General features: G+C 69.1%; 17 protein-coding genes. 7 read left to right on the top strand and 10 right to left on the bottom strand.

Features of this window, described 5'->3' with window-relative positions; translation table 11 throughout:
• Nucleotides 1-111: 111 nt before the first annotated feature.
• The 5 genes from AC1DN2_RS02225 to sufU all read left to right on the top strand — a co-directional run bounded on the left by AC1DN2_RS02225 (nt 112) and on the right by sufU (nt 6,452).
• On the top strand, nt 112-1,542 hold the full coding sequence (locus tag AC1DN2_RS02225) for a tyrosine-protein kinase domain-containing protein (RefSeq protein ID WP_476849045.1): 1,431 nt from the start codon (nt 112-114) through the stop codon (nt 1,540-1,542).
• 56 nt (nt 1,543-1,598) lie between these two features.
• Entirely contained in the window at nt 1,599-3,038 is a 1,440-nt protein-coding gene (locus AC1DN2_RS02220; RefSeq protein WP_476849044.1) for an O-antigen ligase family protein, read from the top strand.
• A complete protein-coding gene (locus tag AC1DN2_RS02215; RefSeq protein WP_476849043.1) occupies nt 3,035-4,585 on the top strand; it encodes a glycerophosphodiester phosphodiesterase in 1,551 nt (516 codons plus the stop codon). The genes AC1DN2_RS02220 and AC1DN2_RS02215 overlap by 4 nt, the downstream gene beginning before the upstream one ends.
• Before the next feature lie 92 nt (nt 4,586-4,677).
• Complete coding sequence (locus tag AC1DN2_RS02210) at nt 4,678-5,985, top strand: aminotransferase class V-fold PLP-dependent enzyme (protein WP_476849042.1); 1,308 nt, start codon at nt 4,678-4,680, stop codon at nt 5,983-5,985.
• Between the two features lie 11 nt (nt 5,986-5,996).
• Nucleotides 5,997-6,452 carry a Fe-S cluster assembly sulfur transfer protein SufU gene (gene sufU / locus AC1DN2_RS02205; protein ID WP_028276481.1) on the top strand — a complete coding sequence of 152 codons (456 nt, stop codon included), beginning with the start codon at nt 5,997-5,999 and terminating at the stop codon, nt 6,450-6,452.
• A gap of 18 nt (nt 6,453-6,470) precedes the next feature.
• On the opposite strand, the gene AC1DN2_RS02200 is transcribed toward sufU, so the two are convergent.
• The 5 genes from AC1DN2_RS02200 to AC1DN2_RS02180 all read right to left on the bottom strand — a co-directional run bounded on the left by AC1DN2_RS02200 (nt 6,471) and on the right by AC1DN2_RS02180 (nt 10,690).
• Nucleotides 6,471-7,784 carry a UDP-glucose dehydrogenase family protein gene (locus tag AC1DN2_RS02200; RefSeq protein WP_476849041.1) on the bottom strand — a complete coding sequence of 438 codons (1,314 nt, stop codon included), beginning with the start codon at nt 7,782-7,784 and terminating at the stop codon, nt 6,471-6,473.
• Nucleotides 7,785-7,813: 29 nt separating this feature from the next.
• A complete protein-coding gene (locus AC1DN2_RS02195; RefSeq protein WP_476849040.1) occupies nt 7,814-8,257 on the bottom strand; it encodes a VanZ family protein in 444 nt (147 codons plus the stop codon).
• Between the two features lie 95 nt (nt 8,258-8,352).
• Nucleotides 8,353-8,574, bottom strand: coding sequence for an SCO4848 family membrane protein (locus tag AC1DN2_RS02190; RefSeq protein ID WP_018774651.1), 222 nt, complete (start codon nt 8,572-8,574; stop codon nt 8,353-8,355).
• Nucleotides 8,575-8,578: 4 nt separating this feature from the next.
• Nucleotides 8,579-9,076, bottom strand: a complete 498-nt coding sequence (locus AC1DN2_RS02185) for a DUF2505 domain-containing protein (RefSeq protein ID WP_223914131.1) — start codon at nt 9,074-9,076, stop codon at nt 8,579-8,581.
• 48 nt (nt 9,077-9,124) lie between these two features.
• On the bottom strand, nt 9,125-10,690 hold the full coding sequence (locus AC1DN2_RS02180) for an SDR family oxidoreductase (protein WP_476849039.1): 1,566 nt from the start codon (nt 10,688-10,690) through the stop codon (nt 9,125-9,127).
• Nucleotides 10,691-10,937: 247 nt separating this feature from the next.
• On the opposite strand from AC1DN2_RS02180, the gene mfd reads away from it, so the two are divergent.
• A complete protein-coding gene (gene mfd, locus AC1DN2_RS02175; protein WP_476849038.1) occupies nt 10,938-14,609 on the top strand; it encodes a transcription-repair coupling factor in 3,672 nt (1,223 codons plus the stop codon).
• Between the two features lie 4 nt (nt 14,610-14,613).
• Nucleotides 14,614-15,444, top strand: a complete 831-nt coding sequence (locus AC1DN2_RS02170; RefSeq protein WP_018774647.1) for a metal-dependent hydrolase — start codon at nt 14,614-14,616, stop codon at nt 15,442-15,444.
• Nucleotides 15,445-15,515: 71 nt separating this feature from the next.
• On the opposite strand, the gene AC1DN2_RS02165 is transcribed toward AC1DN2_RS02170, so the two are convergent.
• From AC1DN2_RS02165 to cobA, 5 genes are all read right to left on the bottom strand, one after another.
• On the bottom strand, nt 15,516-15,740 hold the full coding sequence (locus AC1DN2_RS02165; RefSeq protein ID WP_230010712.1) for a hypothetical protein: 225 nt from the start codon (nt 15,738-15,740) through the stop codon (nt 15,516-15,518).
• A 52-nt stretch (nt 15,741-15,792) separates the two neighbouring features.
• Nucleotides 15,793-16,491, bottom strand: a complete 699-nt coding sequence (deoC, locus tag AC1DN2_RS02160; RefSeq protein WP_476849037.1) for a deoxyribose-phosphate aldolase — start codon at nt 16,489-16,491, stop codon at nt 15,793-15,795.
• Between the two features lie 160 nt (nt 16,492-16,651).
• Nucleotides 16,652-17,551 (bottom strand): FAD-dependent oxidoreductase, encoded by a 900-nt coding sequence (locus AC1DN2_RS02155; protein WP_476849036.1) that lies wholly within the window; start codon nt 17,549-17,551, stop codon nt 16,652-16,654.
• Nucleotides 17,552-17,794: 243 nt separating this feature from the next.
• The gene (locus AC1DN2_RS02150) at nt 17,795-18,949 is read right to left on the bottom strand and encodes a uroporphyrinogen-III synthase (RefSeq protein ID WP_476849156.1); all 1,155 of its coding nucleotides are present in this window, start codon (nt 18,947-18,949) and stop codon (nt 17,795-17,797) included.
• Nucleotides 18,950-19,041: 92 nt separating this feature from the next.
• Nucleotides 19,042-20,076 (bottom strand): uroporphyrinogen-III C-methyltransferase, encoded by a 1,035-nt coding sequence (gene cobA / locus AC1DN2_RS02145; protein WP_476849035.1) that lies wholly within the window; start codon nt 20,074-20,076, stop codon nt 19,042-19,044.
• Nucleotides 20,077-20,078: the final 2 nt, after the last annotated feature.

Genomic DNA, 20,078 nt, shown 5'->3' with positions numbered 1-20,078 from the left:
AGAAGCAAAAAGCTTCCGCACGGCACGGCCGCGGTCAATAATGGTGCGTCAGGGACCATGAAAGGACCGTGCCGCGCCAGGCACGGCGTGGTGGCCGCATGGGGGGTTCGCTTGGAACTGTCTGAATACGGGCGCGCAATTGCGCGGGGCTGGCTGATAGTGCTCTTGTGCCTGCTGGCGGGCGTAGCCGTTGCCTGGGGCGTGACGGAGAGGACAACGCCGGTGTACCAAAGCACCGTCAAGTTCTATGTCGTGTCGCCACCGGCAACAGGACAGTCGTCGCTGCAGTCCCTCGAGCTGTCGCGGGGACGCATTGCCTCCTACGCGAGCCTGGTCAAGAGCGACAAGTTTGTGGAAAAGCTCGTTAGCAGCAGTTCCACCGGCCTGTCGGCCACGGACATCACGCAGAGCGTCAGCGCCTCGGCGGACCAGGACACCCTGATGTTGACGGTCGTCGTAAGCCTTCCGGACCAGGTCAAAGCCCTCGAGATTGCCCGCGAGATCGTCTCCGGCCTCAACTCGGCACTGGATGACGTCGAGGCCGGCCGGACGCAGAGCGGCGGCGGGCAGACCGTCCTGAATGTGGTGGCCGGACCCACCGACGAGACGGAACCGGTGTCCCCCCGGTTTTCCTTGAACTTGGGCCTGGGCGCGCTGCTTGGCCTCGGCGCCGGCATCGCCATCGCCGTCGGCCGCCGGATGACGGACCACACGCTGCGGACCCCCGAGGAGGTCGAAGACGCGTCCGGGCTGCCGCTACTGGCCCGAGTTCCGGTGAGTGCGGAGGCGCGCAAGTTCTCCGGCGTCCTGGAACGCCGCCCGACCTCGCTGCTCGATGAGGCGGCACGCCGGCTCCGCACCAACATGGACCATATCCCCGCACTGCCGGCGTCGGGCGTCGTGCTCATTACCTCGGCGCGGGCAGGGGAGGGCAAGACCACCATGGCACTCATGCTGGCCCGGTCCTGGGCAGAGGCGGGGGAGAAAGTCCTGCTGGTGGAGACGGACCTGCGCCGTCCGCGGCTGGCTTCAGAACTCAAACTCGGCAACTCCATGGGCTTGGCCGCAGTCCTCGCGGGCCGGTCGGGACTGTCTAGTGTCATCCAGAAAACGGCGAGCGACCGACTCCACATTGTGGCCGCCGGCGCGGCTCCCGAGAACCCCACCGAACTGCTGGCAAGCCAGGCCATGACGGCCGCGCTCGGCGAGATGCGGGGCAGCTACAGCCGTGTCATCCTCGACGCGCCGGCCATGCAGCCGTTCAGCGACGCCGCCTTGCTGGCGGTGCAGGCGGACTCAACGGTGCTGGTGGTCAGGTACCAGAGCGTGACGCGCGAACTGCTGGGGGCGTCCCTGCGGAACCTGGAACTGGTCAAAGCCACGGTGGCCGGGGCCGTGCTGAACGCCCTTCCGCTGCGCCTGTCCGAAGGGCGCAAGCAGCCCCGGGCAAAGCTTCGCATGCGGGGCCAACGCGTCAAGGCGACGCCCCCGGTGGTGCCAGCGGAACCGGCGCCGGTCAAGCACTCTGCCAGCCGGCGGTGAGCATGGACGACGTGGTTGTTCCCGGCCGGATCGTGAATCCCGGCCGGGTGGCCTAAATGCAGCTGGCGGCCTGGGCCGGGGCGTGTCTCGCGGCGGCCTTCCTCTTCCGAAAACGGGCCAGGGTGCCGTTGGCTGCGGTCCTGGGCCTGTGGCTGCTGGTGCCAGCGATAGGATCCGAGACGCTCACCGGGGTGTCCTCCGGCCCCATATCGGTCCATCCCGCGACCTGGCTGGTGCTTTCGATTTTCCTGGTGCGGCTGTTTCACGATCCGGCCAGCATCCGGATGGTCCTGGGCCGTCATTTCCTGCTGTTCCTCGTCCTTGGAGTGGTCATCGTGGCGGCGTTCCTGGCCACGTCGACGTCCGGCACCCGGGGCGGAATGGTGCTGTTGGTGGACCAGGTTGTGGTGCCGGTCCTGTTTTTCCTGCTCCTGCTCGCCGAAGCCGTTCGCGGCGCGGGACTGGTGGGGATGCTGCGCACCGTGCTCCTGGCCCTCGTTGCGCTCGTGTGTGCAGTGGCCGTCGCGCAGTGGCTGAGCGGCAACGTCCTGTTTTACGAGGCAGGGTTCAAAACCCAGTACTGGTTCGCCAGGTTATCCGGACGCTGGATGGGGACACTGGACCAGCCGTTGGCTTTGTCGCTGTTCATCTGCCTGGTGGCGCCGCTCCTTGGCGGGGTGAAACGCCGGTGGCTGCAGTTCCTCCTGATGGCGCTGATGGCGGTGGGTATCCTCATCACCCAGTCGCGAGTGGGGATCGCTGCCCTGGCCGTGACGGTGGTGGCCACGGTGATCTTCGTCCCCTGGCGGACCAGGACCAAAACGGCCATGCTGCTCGTGATGGCCGGAGTCGGCGGCGCCCTTATGGCCTCACCACTGGTGGCGGGTGTGGCGGGGAGGGTCGCGGACGACGCCGGCTCCGCCGAGGCCCGGGGCCTGGCCTTCGAGTATTTCCTGGGCCGTTGGAGCGACTATGCCGTGGCCGGCGGAGGCAGCGGCGCCAGCTTCCTGCTGGGCGCCCGGGCGGGGCTGGAAACCAGCTTCGAGAACCCCACAGTAATGTACAGCGTTGACTTCGGCGTGCTGTTCGCGCTGCTCTACTTCGGTTCCATGGCTTTTCTCGTGCTGGGCGCCGCACTGAGGACTGGAATCCGAATCGGATATCCGGGGCTCCTGCTGGCCGGCCTCATGGCCGTGGTCATCCCGCAGACATACAGCTCCCTGGCCACCAGGTCCGCAGCCGGCATTCTTGTCTGGACGGTGCTGGCCATGGTGGTCGTCGCGGCCGAGGAGGCGCGGCGTGCGGCGTCCACGCCCGCACCCGTCAAAGCACGCGCCCAGGCCCAAGCCCCTGTCCTAGTCCCCGGCGCGAAGGCCCCGGCCCCCGCGAAGGCCCCGGCCCCCGCGAAGGCCCCGGCCCCCGCGAAGGCCCGAGTCCCTGCCGCCGTCAACCTCACGGCCCCTGCCGCGAACCTGCCGGGCGCAGGATCGCCATGATTCTCCGGAGGCAGTTCCTGGGCCTCGCCGCGGCCGGGGCGGTGCTGGGGGTGGCCGGCTGCTCTTCCTGCCCCGGAAACACCGCGTCTGGGGCCACGGCCCGGCCGCAGCCCCCGAGCGTCCCGGCGGCGGCCGCGGCCAAGGAATTCGTCACGACCGGCGCCATCGCCGCGCCGGGGGCCACGGGGCCCTTCACGGTCGGCGCGCTGTTGGACGCGCCGTCGTTCTTCGTCGCCCACCGGGGCTCTGGGGACAACTGGCCGGAACACACCATGCGGGCCTACAAGGGAGCGGCGGCCGCCGGCCTGAAGGCGATCGAAGTATCCGTTTCCGCCACGAAGGACGGCGTGCTCGTCTGCCACCACGATTTGAACACCCGGCGGCTGACCGGAATCGACCTGACCATCGCCCGGGCGCCATACGCCGCGCTGGAGCCGCTGCGCAATGACGCCCGTGCCTGGCTGGGCCCGGACACGCCGCTGGAACCCATCCCGCTCCTCACCGACGTCCTGGACACCTTCGCCGGCAGCCATGTGATCTTCCTTGAGGACAAGCCCGGGACTAACGCCGACCAAATCCTGGCCCTGCTGGAGAACTATCCCGCGGCTCGGGACCATGTCGTGTGGAAGCAGCCGGCTGCCTCGCGGGGACACGAGCTCGCCGCGGCCAGAGGCTACACCACGTTCGGCTACCTCGTCGCGCGGGAGCAGGACAAGGCGGCCGGGCTCATCCCGCGGGCGGACCTGCTCGGCATCCACCACAACGCGCCGGAGGCCATGATCCGCCAGGTGGTGGCGTCCGGAAAGCCGGTGCTCGCCTGGGAGCTGCACCGGCGCAGCGAGCACGCACGCCTGCAGGACCTGGGCGTGCGGGGCTTCATTTGCTCCAACATCCGCTATGTCCTGCACCAGGAGGAACCGCTCCGGCAAGACGTCTTCTCCACCGGCCGCCGCGGAACCGGTGATCTGCCGTGGGCTGCCGACGCTGTTTGGGACGGGCAGCCGGCGTTTGCCAACGGGGCTATCAGCATCTCCGGCCCGGACCAGTCCGGCTACATCCTGGGCTCCATGGCCGGGGCGGTCGACTCCCCGAACCGGGAGTTCGAGTTCGAGCTGCGCTGGCCGGCCGGGCTCCCGCCTGCCGGCCCGGGCGCGGGGGTGTCCTTTGGCCAGGACTCCGATGCCCCCTACCGTCCGGGGTCCGCCCCGAAAGTGTCCGGCTATTTCCTGGACGTCGCCGCGGACGGCACCATGACGCTCTACCGGCACGACGCCGGGACCCCGGCCCCCGTCCGGCTCGCGGCGGCCGGCAGCCCGGCGCCGCGGCCCGGGGAATGGATGAAGTTCGTGGTGTCGCTCGGTCCGTGGCACATCAGCGTCCGCCGGGACGGCGACGGGGCCGGCGCCAGCCTCTCTGCCGAGGACACCCGCTACGGCGGGGCATGGCTGACCCTGTTGAAGAATTACGACGCCGGACCTCCCGTCGAGTTCCGCGGTGTGCGGGTCCGCGCGGTGGCCGCGCAGGAGGGCTGCGGGAACGTGGGATAATTAGGTTTAATCTGTGTGACGTATTTTGCGCCGCTGGCTACCCGGCCGGCGCGGGGTGCGCCGCAGCGAACGCCGATCCAGGAGTCCCCGCCATGGTTGCCACCCCAGCCCACCTCCGCAGCTCTGCCGCCGCGCTCGGAAACGATGAGGTCCTGAGGATCCGCAACGACTTCCCGATCCTGCAGCAGCACGTCAACGGCCGCCCGCTCGTCTACCTGGACTCCGGGGCCACCTCGCAGAACCCGCTCAGCGTGCTCGAGGCCGAGCAGGAATTCTATGAGCAGCGGAACTCCGCGGTCCACCGCGGGGCGCACCACCTCGCCGTCGAGGCCACCGAGGCATTCGAAAACGCCCGGGAATCGGTCGCCGACTTTGTCGGGGCGGAGTGGGATGAGCTGATCTGGACCTCCAACGCCACGGAGGGCCTGAACCTTCTTACCTACTCATTCCTCAACGCGTCCCTGCCGGGCGCCGGACCCGAAGCGGCCCGCTTCGCCCTGGCCCCGGGCGACGAACTCGTCGTCACGGAGATGGAGCACCATGCCAACCTGATCCCCTGGCAGGAGCTGGCGGCCCGGACCGGCGCCGTCGTGAAGTTCATCCCGATTGACGACGCCGGCGCCCTTGACCTGGAGGCCGCCGCCGGCATCATCGGCCCGCGCACCCGCGTCCTGGCGTTCACGCACGCGTCCAACGTCCTCGGCACCATCAACCCGGTGGCCGCCCTGGTGGCCCTGGCCCGGTCCGCGGGGGCCCTCGTGGTGCTCGACGCCTGCCAGTCCGCACCGCACCTGCCCCTGGACGTTAAGGCACTCGACGTCGACTTCGCGGTGTTCTCCGGCCACAAGATGCTTGCCCCCACCGGCATCGGCGCCCTCTATGGCCGCTCGGAGCTGCTCAACGCGATGCCGCCGTTTCTGACCGGCGGCTCCATGATCACCACCGTCACGATGGAACGGGCGGGTTTCCTGCCCAGCCCGCAACGCTTCGAGGCCGGCACCCAGCGCATTTCGCAGGCCGTGGCACTCGCCGCGGCGGTAAACTACCTCAGCGAAACCGGAATGGACCGCATCCACGCCTGGGAAGCCCAACTCGGCCAGCGCCTCGTGTGCGGCTTGGAGTCCATCCCCGGGATCCGGGTGCTGGGTCCGGCGGCTGGGCAGGAGCGGATTGGCCTGGCGGCATTCGACGTCGCGGGCGTCCACGCGCACGACGTCGGCCAGTTCCTGGACAGCCGCGGCATCGCCGTGCGGGTCGGCCACCACTGTGCCCAGCCCCTGCACCGCCGGCTCGGGCTGACGGCCACGACGCGCGCCAGTACGTACCTTTACAACACCACGGACGATGTGGACGCGTTCCTGAACGCGGTCGCCGATGTCCGTGCCTACTTCCAAGCCTAGGACGGACATCCATGAGTCTTGACCAGCTCTACCAGCAGATCATCCTCGAACATGCCAAGGCCCGGCACGGCAGCGGCCTGGCCGCCGCGGACGCGCCCAAGGAGGCCAGCTGCGGCCAGTCCCACCAGCTGAATCCGACCTGCGGCGACGAAATCACGGTCCGGGTGTCCGTGGCCGGCGGGAAGGTCAGTGAGCTGCGCTGGGACGGCGACGGCTGCTCGATCTCGATGGCGTCGGCGTCCGTGCTGACAGACCTAGCCGAGGGCATGACGGTCGAGGAACTCAGCACCGTCATTGACAGCTTCCGCGAGGTGCTGCGCTCGCGCGGCAAGGTGCCGGCCGACCCGGAGGTGCTCGGCGACGCCGCGGCGTTTGAGGGCGTGTCCCGTTATGCTGCCCGGGTCAAATGCGCCATGCTCTCCTGGGTGGCCGCGGAAGATGCCCTCGGCCAGGCGCTGACAGCCTGACAGCCTGACAGCAGAACCTTAGGGCCGGCCCAGGCCCTTGTAGGTCCAGCCGGCCGCCCGCCACTTGGCGGGGTCCAGAACGTTGCGGCCGTCCAGGATGCGCGGCGCGGACACGAGCGTTTTGGCCGCGTGCGGATCCAGTTCCCGGTACGCCTGCCACTCGGTCAGCAGCAGCACGGCATCGGCCTTGTGCAGCGTCGACTCAAGATCCGGCTCCAGCTGGAGATCCGGGAAGCGTTTGGCGGCGTTGGGCAGGGCCTGGGGGTCGGTGACCGTCACCACAGCGCCCTGCAACTGCAGCTGCGCGGCGGCACTCAGCGCGGGTGAGTCCCGGACGTCGTCGCTGTCGGGCTTGAAAGCGGCGCCCAGGACGGCGATCCGCTGTCCCATCAGGGTGCCGCCGCAGAGTTCCCTCGTGAGTTCCACGACCCGGGTCCGGCGCCTCATATTGATGGCGTCAACCTCCCGCAGGAAGGTCAACGCCTGGTCTGCGCCCAGCTCGCCCGCGCGCGCCATGAAGGCTCGAATGTCTTTGGGCAGGCAGCCGCCGCCGAAGCCGATGCCGGCGTTCAGGAATTTCCGGCCGATCCGCTCGTCCAGCCCGATCGCATCGGCCAGCCTCGTGACGTCGGCCCCCGTGGCTTCACAGACCTCGGCCATGGCATTGATGAAGGAAATCTTGGTGGCAAGGAAGGAGTTGGCGGCAGTCTTCACGAGTTCTGCGGTGGCGTAGTCCGTGACAAGGCGGGGTGTCCCGCGGGAGAGCGGGGTCTCGTAGACCCGGTCCAGGACGGCCACCGCGGGATGGTCTTCGCTGCCGTCCGGAGTTCCGTAGACAAACCGGTCAGGGCTTAGGGTGTCCGTCACGGCGTGGCCTTCGCGCAGGAACTCAGGGTTCCAGACCAGCATGGCCCCGGGCTCTGTATCGGCCAGCACCTCGGCCAGCCGCGCGGCGGTGCCTACAGGCACGGTGGATTTCCCCGCGACGACGTCGCCGGGGGATAGATGGGCGGCGAGGTCCGCGACGGCGGCGTCTACATAGCGCAGATCGGCGCCGTTTTCGCCGCGTTTTTGTGGGGTTCCGACGCAGATGAAGTGGACCTCGGAACCGCGGGCGGCGGCCATGTCGGTGGTGAATCGCAAGAGCCCGGATTCTTCCACCTCAGAAAGGAGATCATCCAATACAGGTTCATAGAATGGGGCATGGCCTGCTGACAATTGCGCCACTTTGTGTTCATCGACGTCGATGCCAACAACCTCATGACCCAGCTTTGCCATGCAAGCGGCATGAACCGCGCCCAGATAGCCGCACCCGATAACCGAAATCCGCATACTTTCGTTGTCCCCTTGTCGTAGCCTGTTCACAGGTTACGCGGTGGACCCCGGAATCGCACAACAGCGGGGAGCGTCATTAGCATCAGGGCTGCGAGGGCGCCGACCATGGCTCCGAAAGTGTTCGCGGCGACGTCGGAGAGGGAGGGAAAACGCTCCGGGAGGAAGAGTAGCTGGGTGAGCTCAATCAGGACCGAGACCGTGAAGCCGACGGCGACCCCGCCCCACCACAGCCGGCGACCCAGAATCCAGGCCATGAGGGCGCCTAACGGAATGAACAGGACCATGTTGGCGGCCAGCTCGAGCACCGGATAGTCGAACCATCCAGGGACACCCCAACGGTGCAGCTTCCGCAGCGACCGCAACAGTAGATCGGAAGCGGCCTGGTCCACGGGGACGGGCCAGAGGGCAATGAGGCCAAGGACCAGTACATAGGTCCCCAGCGTCGACAATGCCGCACGGCGGGGTAGCAACTGGCGTCCCCTTTCAGCGGTCCACCTTTTTGCTGATTCTAGCGGCCGGCGGCGGCAGGCGCAGTGTGCGCGTGCCGCCGCCGGTGTGCCGGATGCTAGCTGAGCAGCCCGGCCACGCCAATCGCCGCCGTCGCGGCCCCCAGCAGCATGGAGATGCTGACCAGGACCACATGGACGGTCAGGAAGCGCGTGGCCTTGCCGTTGGCGTCGCGGGCACGCGGATCCTTCATGACCCGGCGCAGGAACTGCGGCCAGACAACAAGGGACCAGACGCCGGCGACGATCAGGACGACGGCGAGGACCGCGGGCAGTTCCACGGGGTCAGTGGCTTTCGAGCCAGGCCTGGGCCTGCTGGGACTGCAGGTTCAGGGCCTTGCCGACCATCGGTTCTGCGGCGTCGGCGATCTTGCCGCCAAGGAACGGCACCGAGGAGGTCACGTCGCCCTCGAGCTCGATCCGGGTGCTGCCGCCGTCGGACACGAGACGCTGGACAGCTTTCACGTCCAGCGGGGCGCCGGAGACTTTCAGGGAGATCTTGCTCTGCCGGGAGCCGTCGGCGGCGGGGGCCTCCCAGGCCTCCAGCTGCGTCACCTTCAGGCTTTCGCCAACAAATTTCCGGGCAATGTCGGGCATCCGGGTGGTGGGGATGGTCCGCACGGTGGTGGTGTTGAAAGCGCCGGCGGTGTCACCGTCGATGGCGAAGGATTCCAGGGTGCCGCCGACGAGTTCGCTCGTGTGGCGCAGGAAGTCTTCATTGACGAAAACCGCGGTAACGCGGTCGACGCTGTGCGGAACGGTGGTGGATGCACTCAGGGCCATAGGGGGGTCCTCCGTGATGTGGAAGTGGACGTTTCGGGCTCCAACATCCTACGTGGTGTGCCGGGCTGGCTCCGATTCGAGGTTTTCCAGATCCCGGGCGGCGGCGGTGATATTCCGCGACATGGCGGGAAAAATGACGCTGTGGAACGGCAGCACTGCGAGCCAGTAGAGGCGGCCGCTGAGGCCCTTGGGGAAGAAGATGGCGCGCTGGCGGTAGCGGCTGCCAGTCCCCTCCGGCTCCACGGAAAGTTCGAGCCAGGCCCGGCCCGGGGCCCGCATTTCGGCCCGCAGCCGCAGCAGCCGGCCACGGTCGATCCGCTCGACCCGCCACCAGTCCACCACCTCGCCCTCGGCCAGCAGGTGCGGGTGCCGGCGGCCGCGCAGCAGCCCCGCCCCGCCGGTGAGTTTGTCCAGCCAGCCGCGCACCTGCCAGGCCAGTGGCAGGGAGTACCAGCCGTTCCGGCCGCCGATTCCTTCGATGACGGTCCACACATATTTGGGGTCCACGTCGCTTTGGAAGCTTCGCTCGTCCACGTACACGGCGTGTCCGGACCAGTCCGGGTCGCTCGGCAGGGGATCGGCGTCGACGCCGGCGCTGGCCCACGTGGTCTCCACCTGGCCGTCGCGTTCCTTGCCCAGGGCGAGGGCCACGGCCCGCCGGTAGGGGGTCAGGCCGCCCTCCGGCGCAGGGATGTACGCGTCGATGTCGTGCTCGGCGGCGACGGCGTCGTGCTGGAGTGATTCGACGAGCGGCAGGGACATGGAGAGCGGGATGGGGGTGGTCAGTGCCACCCACAGACCGGCCAGTTTGGGGGCCGGCACCGGCAGCGCCAGCACCACCCGGTGCGGCAGGCGGGCCTCTGCGGCGTATTCCTGCATCATTCCGGCGTAACTGAGCACCTGGCGGCAGCCGATGTCGAAGGTCCGGTTGATGGGTCCTTCCAGCGACGCTGCCGCCACGAGGTAGTACAGGACGTCACGGACCGCGATCGCCTCGATCTTGTTGCGCACCCAGCTCGGGGCGGGCATCAGCGGCAGCGTCTCGGACAAATGCCGGATCATTTCGAACGACGCCGAACCCGAGCCGATCACGACGCCGGCCTGGAACACCACCGCGTCCACCGGGCTGTCCAGGAACACCTTGCCCACCGCCTCGCGGGAGCGCATGTGGGTGGACAGTTCGGCCCCGGCCGGGTGCAGGCCGCCGAGGTAAACGATCCTGTCCACACCGGCGGCGGCCGCGGCCCGGGCGGCCGTCCCGGCCATCGTCTTTTCCTTGGCCTCGAAGCCGGCCCCGGCCGCCATGGAATGGACCAGGTAGTACAGGACGTCGACGCCGTCGAGCGCCGCCTGCAGGGCGTCCCCGTCGTCGAGGCTGCTGTGGATCACCTCGACGTCGTCCAGCCAGGGCACGCCGGCGATCTTGGCCGGGGTGCGGACCACGACTTTGACCCTGTGCCCGGCTTCCAGGAGCCGGGGGACAAGCCGGCCGCCGATGTAGCCGGTGGCCCCGGTGACGAGCACGGTCTTAGGGGATGAGGCCTTCGCGGTGGCTGCCTGCGGGGCTGGAGCAGGGGTTCCAGCGGGTTCGGGGGTTGCGGTTGTGGCGTTCATGGTGACTCCTTGTCAGCCAGCAGTTGGCGGGTGGCCTACCAAGCCATTCGGTGCGCGGCCCGCGTTGGATGGGCCGCCCGCTCCTGAAGCCAGCCTAGCCCCGTCGGCGGCGCCCCGGGCAGGTCCCGCCGGCCGGGCCCGTCGGCGGTCCCCGAGGCTCCGCGGTAGGCTTGGAGGGCCCGGGATTCTCGCGAATTTCGGCTATTCGTGTTGCCTGCACCCCGTGATCCCATCAGGAGCAACAGCTATGAGCCTCAACGGCCCCTCTCTCACCGGTTTGCGCCGTGTCCTCGCCGAAGACCGGAACTACGCGCGGATCCAGGCCGAGGCCGCCCGCGGGTTCGCCGCCCGCAGCGAGGATTACCAGATCAGCGCCCCGGCCGGAATGCGGTCCACGTTGCTCGCGGAAATGGCGGACGGACTCGCGACCCTGGCGGGAAACGAAACCGGCTCTGCAGGGGCTGGCCGGGGAGTGCCCGTGGTCCTGGCCGTCACCGCGACCGGCCGCGAGGCCGAGGACCTGACCGAGGCCCTGCGCGCCTTCTTGCCGGCCGAGACGATCGCGGAGTTCCCCAGCTGGGAGACGCTGCCGCATGAGCGGCTCTCCCCGCGCTCGGACACCGTGGGCCGGCGGCTGTCTGTGCTGCGGCGGCTCGCGCACCCCGAATCATCCACCGCAGGTGCGCTGCGCGTGGTGGTAGCCCCCGTCCGCGCCGTCGTGCAGCCGATCGTCGCCGGACTCGGCGAACTGGTGCCGGTCACCCTGAAAGTCGGCCAGGAGGCCCCCTTCAGCGGTGTCGTCAAGAGCCTGGCCGACGCCGCCTACGCCCGGGTGGACATGGTGACCCGCCGCGGCGAATTCGCCGTTCGCGGCGGCATGCTGGACGTCTTCCCGCCCACCGAGGACCACCCCATCCGGGTCGAGTTCTTTGGTGACGAGGTGGAGCAGATGCGCTGGTTCGCCGTCGCCGACCAGCGCTCGCTGACCGCGCCCGGCCTGCACCATCCCACCGAACTCCATGCCCCGCCGTGCCGCGAAATCCTGATCACACCCTCCGTCATGTCCCGCGCCGCGACCCTGAAGTCCCAGCTCCCGGCCGCCGCGGACATGCTGGAGAAAATCGCCGGCGGCATCGCCGTCGAGGGCATGGAATCGCTGGCCCCCGTGCTGGTGGACGCCATGGTGCCGTTCCTGGACCAGCTCCCGGCGGGTTCCATCGCGGTGGTGATCGAGCCGGAGAAGGTCCGCACCCGGGCCCACGACCTCGCCGCCACGAACGAGGAATTCCTCGAGGCCGCCTGGTCCACGGCGTCCGACGGCGGCACCGCACCTCTTGATCTGACCTCTGCGGCGTCCGAAGCGCTGCACTCGGCCAGCTTCCGCTCGCTGACCGAAACCCGCACCGCGGCCCTCGAGCACGGCGTCTCCTGGTGGTCCATCACCTCGCTGGCCAGCGACGAGGAGCTGCTGCCCGACGTCGACGTGCTGAACCTGCACGCCCGCGAACCCCGCGGCTACCAGGGCGACGTGGCGGAAATGATGGACTTCATCGGCTCCCGCGTCCGGGACCAGTGGCGGATCGTCGTGGTCACCGAGGGCCCGGGCCCGGCGCAGCGCCTCGCCGAACTCTTCCATGACAACGACATCCCGTGCGCGCGGGTGGACACGCTCGAGGCCGATCCGCAGGCCGGACTGATCGAGGTGACCACCGCCGCCGTCGGCCGCGGTTTTGTCCTGGATCCGCTCAAGCTGGCGCTGCTGACCGAGGCTGACCTGCTGGGCCGGACCTCTGCCGGTTCCACGAAGGACATGCGCCGGATGCCGTCCAAGCGGCGGAATGCCGTGGATCCGCTGCAGCTCGTGGCCGGGGACTCCGTGGTGCACGAACAGCACGGCATCGGCCGGTTCGTGGAACTGATCCAGCGCAAGGTTGCCGGTGGCGGCGAGGGCGTGCGCGAATACCTGGTCCTGGAGTACGCCCCGTCCAAGCGCGGAGCCCCGGGCGACCGGCTCTTCGTGCCCACCGACCAGCTGGACCAGGTCACCCGGTACGTGGGCGGCGACACTCCGGCGCTGAGCAAGATGGGTGGCGCGGACTGGGCGAGCACCAAGTCCAAGGCCCGCAAGGCGGTCAAGGAGATCGCCGGCGAGCTGATCCGGCTGTACTCGGCCCGGATGGCCTCCCGCGGCTACGCCTTCGGCCCGGACACCCCGTGGCAGCGGGAACTGGAGGAGGCCTTCCCGTACGTGGAGACCCCGGACCAGCTGACCACCATCAACGAGGTCAAGGCCGACATGGAGCGGGAGATCCCGATGGACCGGCTGATCTCGGGCGACGTCGGCTACGGCAAGACAGAGATCGCTGTCCGGGCCGCGTTCAAAGCGGTCCAGGACGGCAAGCAGGTCGCCGTGCTGGTGCCCACCACGCTGCTCGCCCAGCAGCACTACGAGACGTTCACCGAACGGTTTTCCGGCTTTCCCCTCGTCGTCAAGCCGCTGTCCCGCTTTCAGACCGGCAAGGAGGCCAAAGAAACCGCCGACGGCGTCAAGGCCGGTTCCGTGGACGTCGTGATCGGCACGCACCGGCTGCTGTCCAAGGACTTCGGCTTCAAGGACCTCGGCCTGGTGATCGTGGACGAGGAGCAGCGCTTCGGCGTCGAACACAAGGAAGCGCTGAAGAAGATGCGCACCAACGTCGACGTCCTGGCCATGAGCGCCACCCCGATTCCGCGCACCCTGGAAATGTCCCTGACCGGCATCCGCGAAACCTCCACCCTGGCCACCCCGCCGGAGGAACGGCACCCCGTGCTGACGTATGTGGGACCGTACACGGACAAGCAGACTTCCGCCGCGATCCGCCGTGAGCTGATGCGCGAAGGCCAGGTGTTCTTCGTCCACAACCGGGTGTCCACGATCGACCGCACCGCGGCGAAGATCCGCGAACTGGTCCCTGAGGCCCGGGTGGAGGTGGCGCACGGGCAGATGTCCGAGAGCCGGCTGGAGCAGATCATCGTGGACTTCTGGGAAAAGCGCTTCGACGTTCTGGTCTGCACCACCATCATCGAGACCGGCCTGGACATCTCCAACGCCAACACCCTGATCGTGGACGGCGCGGACAAGTACGGCCTCTCCCAGCTGCACCAGCTGCGCGGACGTGTGGGACGCGGCCGTGAACGCGCCTACGCCTACTTCCTCTACCCTTCGGAAAAGCCGCTGGGCGAGGTGGCGCTGGAACGGCTCAAGGCCGTCGCAACGCACAACGAGCTCGGCGCCGGCATGCAGCTGGCCATGAAGGACCTGGAGATCCGCGGCGCCGGCAACCTGCTCGGCGGCGAGCAGTCCGGCCACATCCAAGGCGTCGGCTTCGACCTCTACATCCGGCTGGTCGGCGAGGCCGTGGCCGAATACCGGGGCGAGGCGGAGGAGAAGGCCGCCGAAATGAAGATCGAACTGCCGGTCAACGCGCACCTGCCGCACGACTACGTGCCGGGCGAACGGCTGCGCCTGGAGGCTTACCGCAAACTCGCCAGCGCCATCACCTACGAGGCGATCGAGGAGGTCCTCGCGGAGCTCGTGGACCGTTACGGCGAGCTGCCGCTGCCGGCCACCAACCTGATCGACGTCGCCCGGTTCCGGGTGGGCGCCCGCGAGGCCGGATTGTCCGACGTCGCGCTGCAGGGCAACTTCATCAAGTTCTCCCCGGCGCAACTGCCCGAGTCCAAGCTCATGCGCCTGACCCGGATGTACCCCGGCGCGCAGGCGAAGCCGGCCCTGGACGCCGTACTCGTTCCGAAGCCCAAGACGGCCAGGATCGGCGGCCGGGACCTGCAGGACGCCGAGATCCTGGAGTGGGCCAATGGCGTGATCCGCAACATCTTCTCCGACGCCCCTGTCTCTGCCACACCGGCGGTGAAATAAAAGAATGATGGGAGGACATCACGCCGCGTCGGGAGCCGCGGCGTGGGTAGCCATTGCCTCGACCGGCCCGTATGCGCTCGGCTGGTACCCGCTGGATCCCACCGGAATAGTGATCGGCGCGATGGCGACGGCGGGGACCGCGCTGGTCTGCGACTGGGACCACCGCGCCAGCACGGTGGCGCACGCGCTGCCGCCGCTGTCCAACCTGGTGGCGCGCGGCATTGAGAACGCCAGCGGGGGCCACCGGCAGGGCACTCATTCGGTGCTGGGCGCGGCGTTCTTCGTGCTGCTGGCCACGATCGCCGGGCAGTGGCAGGTGCAGACCCAGTGGGGGCTGTTGTCCGTCGGAGCCGGCCTGCTGTGCATGTTCATGATCAACATCGCCGCGAAGGCACTGAAACTCTTCCCGAAATTCGGCTGGATCAGCAACTGGATCGTCGGGCTGCTCATGGCCGGACTCGTGACGTGGTTCGCGCCGCACCAGTGGACCTGGCTGCCGGTTTCGATGCTTACCGGGGTGCTGGTGCACATTGTGGGGGACATGATCACCACCGGGGGAGTGCCGCTGCTCTGGCCACTGGTGATCAAGCCGCCCAAGGTCCTGCGGAAACTGCCGCTGCTGAAGAACATCTGGAGGGCCAACGGGGCGTTCTCCATCCCGCTGCTGGGCCGGGCGGGTTCGCGGCGGGAATGGTTCGTCCTGATCCCGGTAAGCGGCTACGCCATGGTGGGGATGTTTGGCGCCGGGCTGGCGGTGGCCAAAGCGCACTTCCCCGCGGCCCTGGCGCTCGGCACGGGGCTGGTCAAGGGCCTGTTCGCACTGGTGCCCGGCTAGGACTGCCACCGGTTAAATGACTGAAGCTCCGGATGAACCGGAGCTTCAGTCATTTAAGGGTCAGGAGAGGCCTAGTTTTCGCCGGCCGAATCCGAGCGGCCCAGCAGGGTCTGCGGGATCCAGAACGCGGCCGCGAAGAGAATCAGGCAGACGGCCATCGGCCAGGTGTTTTCCAGCGTCAGGAAGGACAGCGAGTAGATCGCACCGAGGAACAGGACCATCATCGGCACGAACAGGGCGATGCTGGATCCGAGGCTGTTCTCGACGCGCCGGGACGGGGTGGTGTTGCTGGACATTCGTTCCTCCTCGGCCCCGGGGGGCTCAAAACTGTGGGCGGTGCCGGCACGGTCAGTACGCGGACGAACCCTGTTCACCCTTGACGATCGCGATACCGGAGCTGGCGCCAATACGTGTTGCACCTGCAGCAATCATAGCCTGAGCATCGGCCAGGGAACGCACGCCGCCGGAGGCCTTGACACCCAGGTCCGGGCCGACGGCGCGGCGCATGAGAGCGACGTCCTCGGCAGTGGCCCCGCCGCCGTTGAAACCCGTGGAGGTCTTCACGAAGTCCGCCCCGGCTTCCACCGCGGCCTCGCAGGCGAGCACCTTCTGGTCATCGCCCAGCAGCGCCGTTTCGATGATGACCTTCAGGATGGCTCCGCCCTCGTGCACGGCGGCCGCGACGGCGGCGATGTCGTCCACGAGCGCGCCCTTGTCATTGGCACGGGCCGCGGCGATGTTGATGACCATGTCCACTTCTTCGGCACCGTCCAGGACCGCGCCGCGGGCCTCGAAGGCCTTGACGTCGCTCGGCGTGGCGCCCAGCGGGAATCCCACCACGGAGCACGTCAGGACGCCGGATCCCTTGAGCGCTTTCTTGACGGTCTTGACCCAGACCGGGTTCACGCAGACCGACTTGAAGTGGTACTCCGCCGCCTCGGCGCAGACCTTGAGGATCTCCGCCTCGCTGGCCTCCGGCTTGAGCAGGGTGTGGTCGATGTAGGAGGCGATGTTGGGCGTCCCCCCGGTGGCGGCTTCTTGGCTCATGGTGGTCCCTTTCGTGGCGGGCCTGGGACGCGGCGGTCCCTTCCCGGGCCTTGTGGGCCTGCGGGCCCTGGCGGCGCCGCGTGGTGCGCGGCTTATCAGGGAACCATCTTGCCATAGGAATGTGCCCGGCGGATGCCCCCGGCCGGGCCTCCCCGGCACGTCAGGCGGCGGCCGCCAGCGGCCGGCCCATGGTGGCCTGAAGCAACTGGGAAGCGCACACCGACGCCGCGGAACCGGAGGCCACGAGCAGCCCCAGCCGGACGCCGTCGTAGGCTGCCGCGTCACCGATCGCCCAGATGCCCGGCACGGAGGTGCGGAAGTCCTGGCCGATGACGATCCCGCCGCCGGCAGCGGTCGCGAGCCCGGCCGTGGCGGCCAGCTCGTCGCGGGCGATGCGCTCCTCGGCGAGGATCACGAGGTCACCGTTCATGCTGGAGCCGTCCTCGAAGACGATGCCCGACGCCGGCAGGGCGGACCCGGCGGCGGTGGGAACGACGGCGGCGGGACGGACGGTGGTGCGGACCGGGCGGACGCCGCGGGACCGGAGCACGGCCTCGGCCTGGCCGGCGGCCGAACCCGTGCCGACCAGGATGCCCAGGGGGCGGCGGCCCAGGACCCGGGTGACGTCCTTGACGGCCTCGCCCAGCCCGGCGGCGTCGTCGATCGTGGAATAGCTCAGGCAGCGGGCGGCACCTTCCACCGGAGCCTCGGCGGGGGCGGAACCGGTGGCGATGACGAGCTCGTCGTAGTCGAACTCCATGCCGTCGGCGGTGGTCACGCGGCGGTTTTCCGCGTCGATATAGCTGGCCGGCTGGCCGAAGCGGACGGATACCTGGGGCAGGACGGCGAGCTCCAGCAATTCCTCGGGGGCGTCGTCCCGGTTGCTGAGGACCGTGATGGCGCCGGCGAACGGGGTCCGGGTGAGCTGCCGGACGAGCGCCTGGGCGGCCCGGCCGGCGCCGGCGATGACGATCCTGGGCCGGGCGGCCGTGGTGGCGGCGGCAGCCGAAGCGCCTGTCAGGGAGGAAGTGGAGATGGGAGACATTGCCGGAGCGGACATGTGCTGGCCCTTTCGCTGGGTGGCCATCGTGTGGCCGGTGTGCTTGATGAACCCCAGCGTAGGCGTCCGATTTTTCCGGGGTGTTTCCCGGGTGTTGCCGCTTCTGCCCTGCCCGTTCGCCAGTATTTACCGGCCGGTAATGCCGTGGGTCACACCGTCGCGAAGGCCGGCAGCAAACCAACGCGGGGTCACTTAGCGCCCATAGATAGCGGTGGGATGGGCGCTAAGTGACCCCGCGTTGGGTTAGACCCTGATCCGGTAGCCGCGTTTCACCACGGTTTCCACCAGCCGGGTGTCCGGCAGCGCGGACCGCAGCCGGCTGACGGTCATGTCCAGGGCATGCACGGAACCGCGCAGCTCCAGCAGGTCCGAGAGCGCCTCGCGGGACAGCACTGCCCCGCCGGCGCCGATGAGCGCGCGCAGCAGCAACAGCGGTGCGGGCGCCATCTCGACCGGCTCGCCGTTGATGCGCAGCGACCGGCCACGCAGCTCCACCCTGCCGGAAACGGTGTCGAGCCGGCGGACGTGGTTGAGTGCCAGGTGCTCGCAGACCAGCCGGATCAGGGCGCCCATCCGGAACCGTTCCGGGATCAGCGGATGCAGCCCGGCATCGAGCAGCGGCTGCGCGGTGATGGGCCCGACGACGGCGGTCGCCACAGTGGTCTTCAGGCTCTCCACGAGCTGTTTGTAGACGCCCATCTCGTGCGCCGTGCTCCACATCGCGTCCACGGCGGGCGCGCTGGTGAACGTCAGGACATCCAGGTTGCCGCTGCACGCGGCTTCGATCAGCTTGGGCAGCCGGTCGGCGCCGTCGGGCTTGACCCAGCGGTACGGGGTGACCGTCAGGACGGTGGCGCCGGACATGCGCAGGCGCTCGAGCTGGCGGACATCGGTGTAGCCGTGCAGCTGCACCGCGACTGTCTTGCCGCGCACACCCTCGGCCAGGAGCATGTCCACGAGCGTGGACGTGGTTTCGTCGCTGCTGATTCCGACGTCGGCGAGCCCCGCGGCGCGCACGGCGCCGCGGGCTTTGGGCCCGCGGACGAACATCCGGGTGGCGGAGAGGGTCTCCAGCAGCCGGTCGCCAATGCCAAACGTGTCCGCGGCCTCGCACCAGCGGCGCATGCCGTAGGCGGTGGTCGCGATGCAAAGATCGGGCCGGGCGGCGATGATCGCCCGGGTGTCCTCGATCAGGCTCTGGTCCTCCCGGACCGGGGCGATCTTCAGTGCCGGGGCGTGAAGCACCTCGGCACCGCGGCGTTCCAGGGCCTCGATGAGGTCCTGCGAACGGCGGTGCGAGGTGACGCCAATCCGGAAGCCGTCCAGGGGAAGGTCCCGGTCGGTCGCGTCCTCGGCGGGTTCGGGCGCGGGGGCGCCGGCGGTCGCGCCGGCGGTCAGTGCGGAGGCGAGGGCGGGGTTCAAGGGGGACAGTGGTGCGCCGGGCTCCGGGAGGGCTGCGGCGACGGCGTTCAGTGCGCTCATGGGAATCCTTACGCCTCCATCAGTGATGCGGCCAGTCGGTCGAGCTCTGCCGTGGCCTCGGCACAGCCCCGGTTGGCTTCGGCCACCCGGACAACGTCCCCGATCACCAGGACGGCGGGGTTGCTGCAGCCCGCGGCTGCGGAGGTGATGGTGCCCAGCTCGGCGATCGTGGTGCGCTGGCCGGGGCGGTAGCCGCGTTCGACGACAGCCATCGGCATGTCGGCCCGCATTCCGGCCCGGCGGAGTCCGGCCGCGAGGTGGTGCAGGGTGCCGATGCCCATCAGGACCACAATGGTTCCGCCGAGCCCGGCGAGGTGCGTCAGTTCGTTCTCGGTCAGCGGGGCATGGCCGGAGACCACGGTGAACATGTGGCTGACTTCGCGGTGCGTGACCGGGATGCCGGCGGCGGCCGGAACCGAGATGGCGCTGGTGACTCCGGAGATGACGCGGACCGGAACCCCGGCCGCGACGCAGGACGCGACTTCCTCGCCGCCGCGGCCGAACACATAGGGGTCCCCGCCCTTGAGGCGGACCACATTGTTGCCGGCCAGCGCGCTTTCCACCATGAGCTTTTCGATGTCGGCCTGGCTGACCTTGTGGTGGCCGGGCTTCTTGCCCACATCCACTAGCTCTGCCGAGGTCAGGGACGGCAGGTCCTGGTACGGGGCGAGCCGGTCGTAGAAGACGACGTCGGCATCGCGCAGCGCGGCGACGGCGGCGACCGTGAGCAGCTCGGCGGTCCCGGGTCCGCCGCCGACTAACGTGACGTGGCCCGCCGGGCCGGCCGCGGGCTCGGCCGCCACCGGGATGCCGGTGGCACGGCACCGGCCGAGGAGGGCCTCCCAGCCGGGCTGGCCGTCGTCGACCGCCGCGACCAGGAACGGGCGCTCGGGCAGCGGGCCGTCAATGCCGGCGCCCTGCGGGGTGCTGAGGCGGAACACGACGGCGCCGGCCGCCTCATAGCGCCGCACGGCCTGACGGGCGGCGTGGTCCGCGCCCGTGACCAGGACTTCGCGTCCGGTGAGGTCAATGGTGAGCTGCATGG

Source organism: Arthrobacter sp. 01L42 (genome assembly GCF_056400005.1).
The sequence above is the reverse complement of the archived record's forward strand: the minus strand, read 5'-3'. Positions and strand labels throughout refer to the sequence as shown.

Coding starts and splice junctions, on each gene's coding strand:
- AC1DN2_RS02210 (WP_476849042.1), top strand. CDS start 4,678: ATGGTTGCCACCCCAGCCCACCTCCGCAGCTCTGCCGCCGCGCTCGGA.
- cobA (WP_476849035.1), bottom strand. CDS start 20,076: ATGCAGCTCACCATTGACCTCACCGGACGCGAAGTCCTGGTCACGGGC.
- AC1DN2_RS02200 (WP_476849041.1), bottom strand. CDS start 7,784: ATGCGGATTTCGGTTATCGGGTGCGGCTATCTGGGCGCGGTTCATGCC.
- AC1DN2_RS02165 (WP_230010712.1), bottom strand. CDS start 15,740: ATGTCCAGCAACACCACCCCGTCCCGGCGCGTCGAGAACAGCCTCGGA.
- AC1DN2_RS02155 (WP_476849036.1), bottom strand. CDS start 17,551: ATGTCCGCTCCGGCAATGTCTCCCATCTCCACTTCCTCCCTGACAGGC.
- AC1DN2_RS02180 (WP_476849039.1), bottom strand. CDS start 10,690: ATGAACGCCACAACCGCAACCCCCGAACCCGCTGGAACCCCTGCTCCA.
- AC1DN2_RS02170 (WP_018774647.1), top strand. CDS start 14,614: ATGATGGGAGGACATCACGCCGCGTCGGGAGCCGCGGCGTGGGTAGCC.
- AC1DN2_RS02185 (WP_223914131.1), bottom strand. CDS start 9,076: ATGGCCCTGAGTGCATCCACCACCGTTCCGCACAGCGTCGACCGCGTT.
- sufU (WP_028276481.1), top strand. CDS start 5,997: ATGAGTCTTGACCAGCTCTACCAGCAGATCATCCTCGAACATGCCAAG.
- deoC (WP_476849037.1), bottom strand. CDS start 16,491: ATGAGCCAAGAAGCCGCCACCGGGGGGACGCCCAACATCGCCTCCTAC.
- AC1DN2_RS02215 (WP_476849043.1), top strand. CDS start 3,035: ATGATTCTCCGGAGGCAGTTCCTGGGCCTCGCCGCGGCCGGGGCGGTG.
- AC1DN2_RS02220 (WP_476849044.1), top strand. CDS start 1,599: ATGCAGCTGGCGGCCTGGGCCGGGGCGTGTCTCGCGGCGGCCTTCCTC.
- mfd (WP_476849038.1), top strand. CDS start 10,938: ATGAGCCTCAACGGCCCCTCTCTCACCGGTTTGCGCCGTGTCCTCGCC.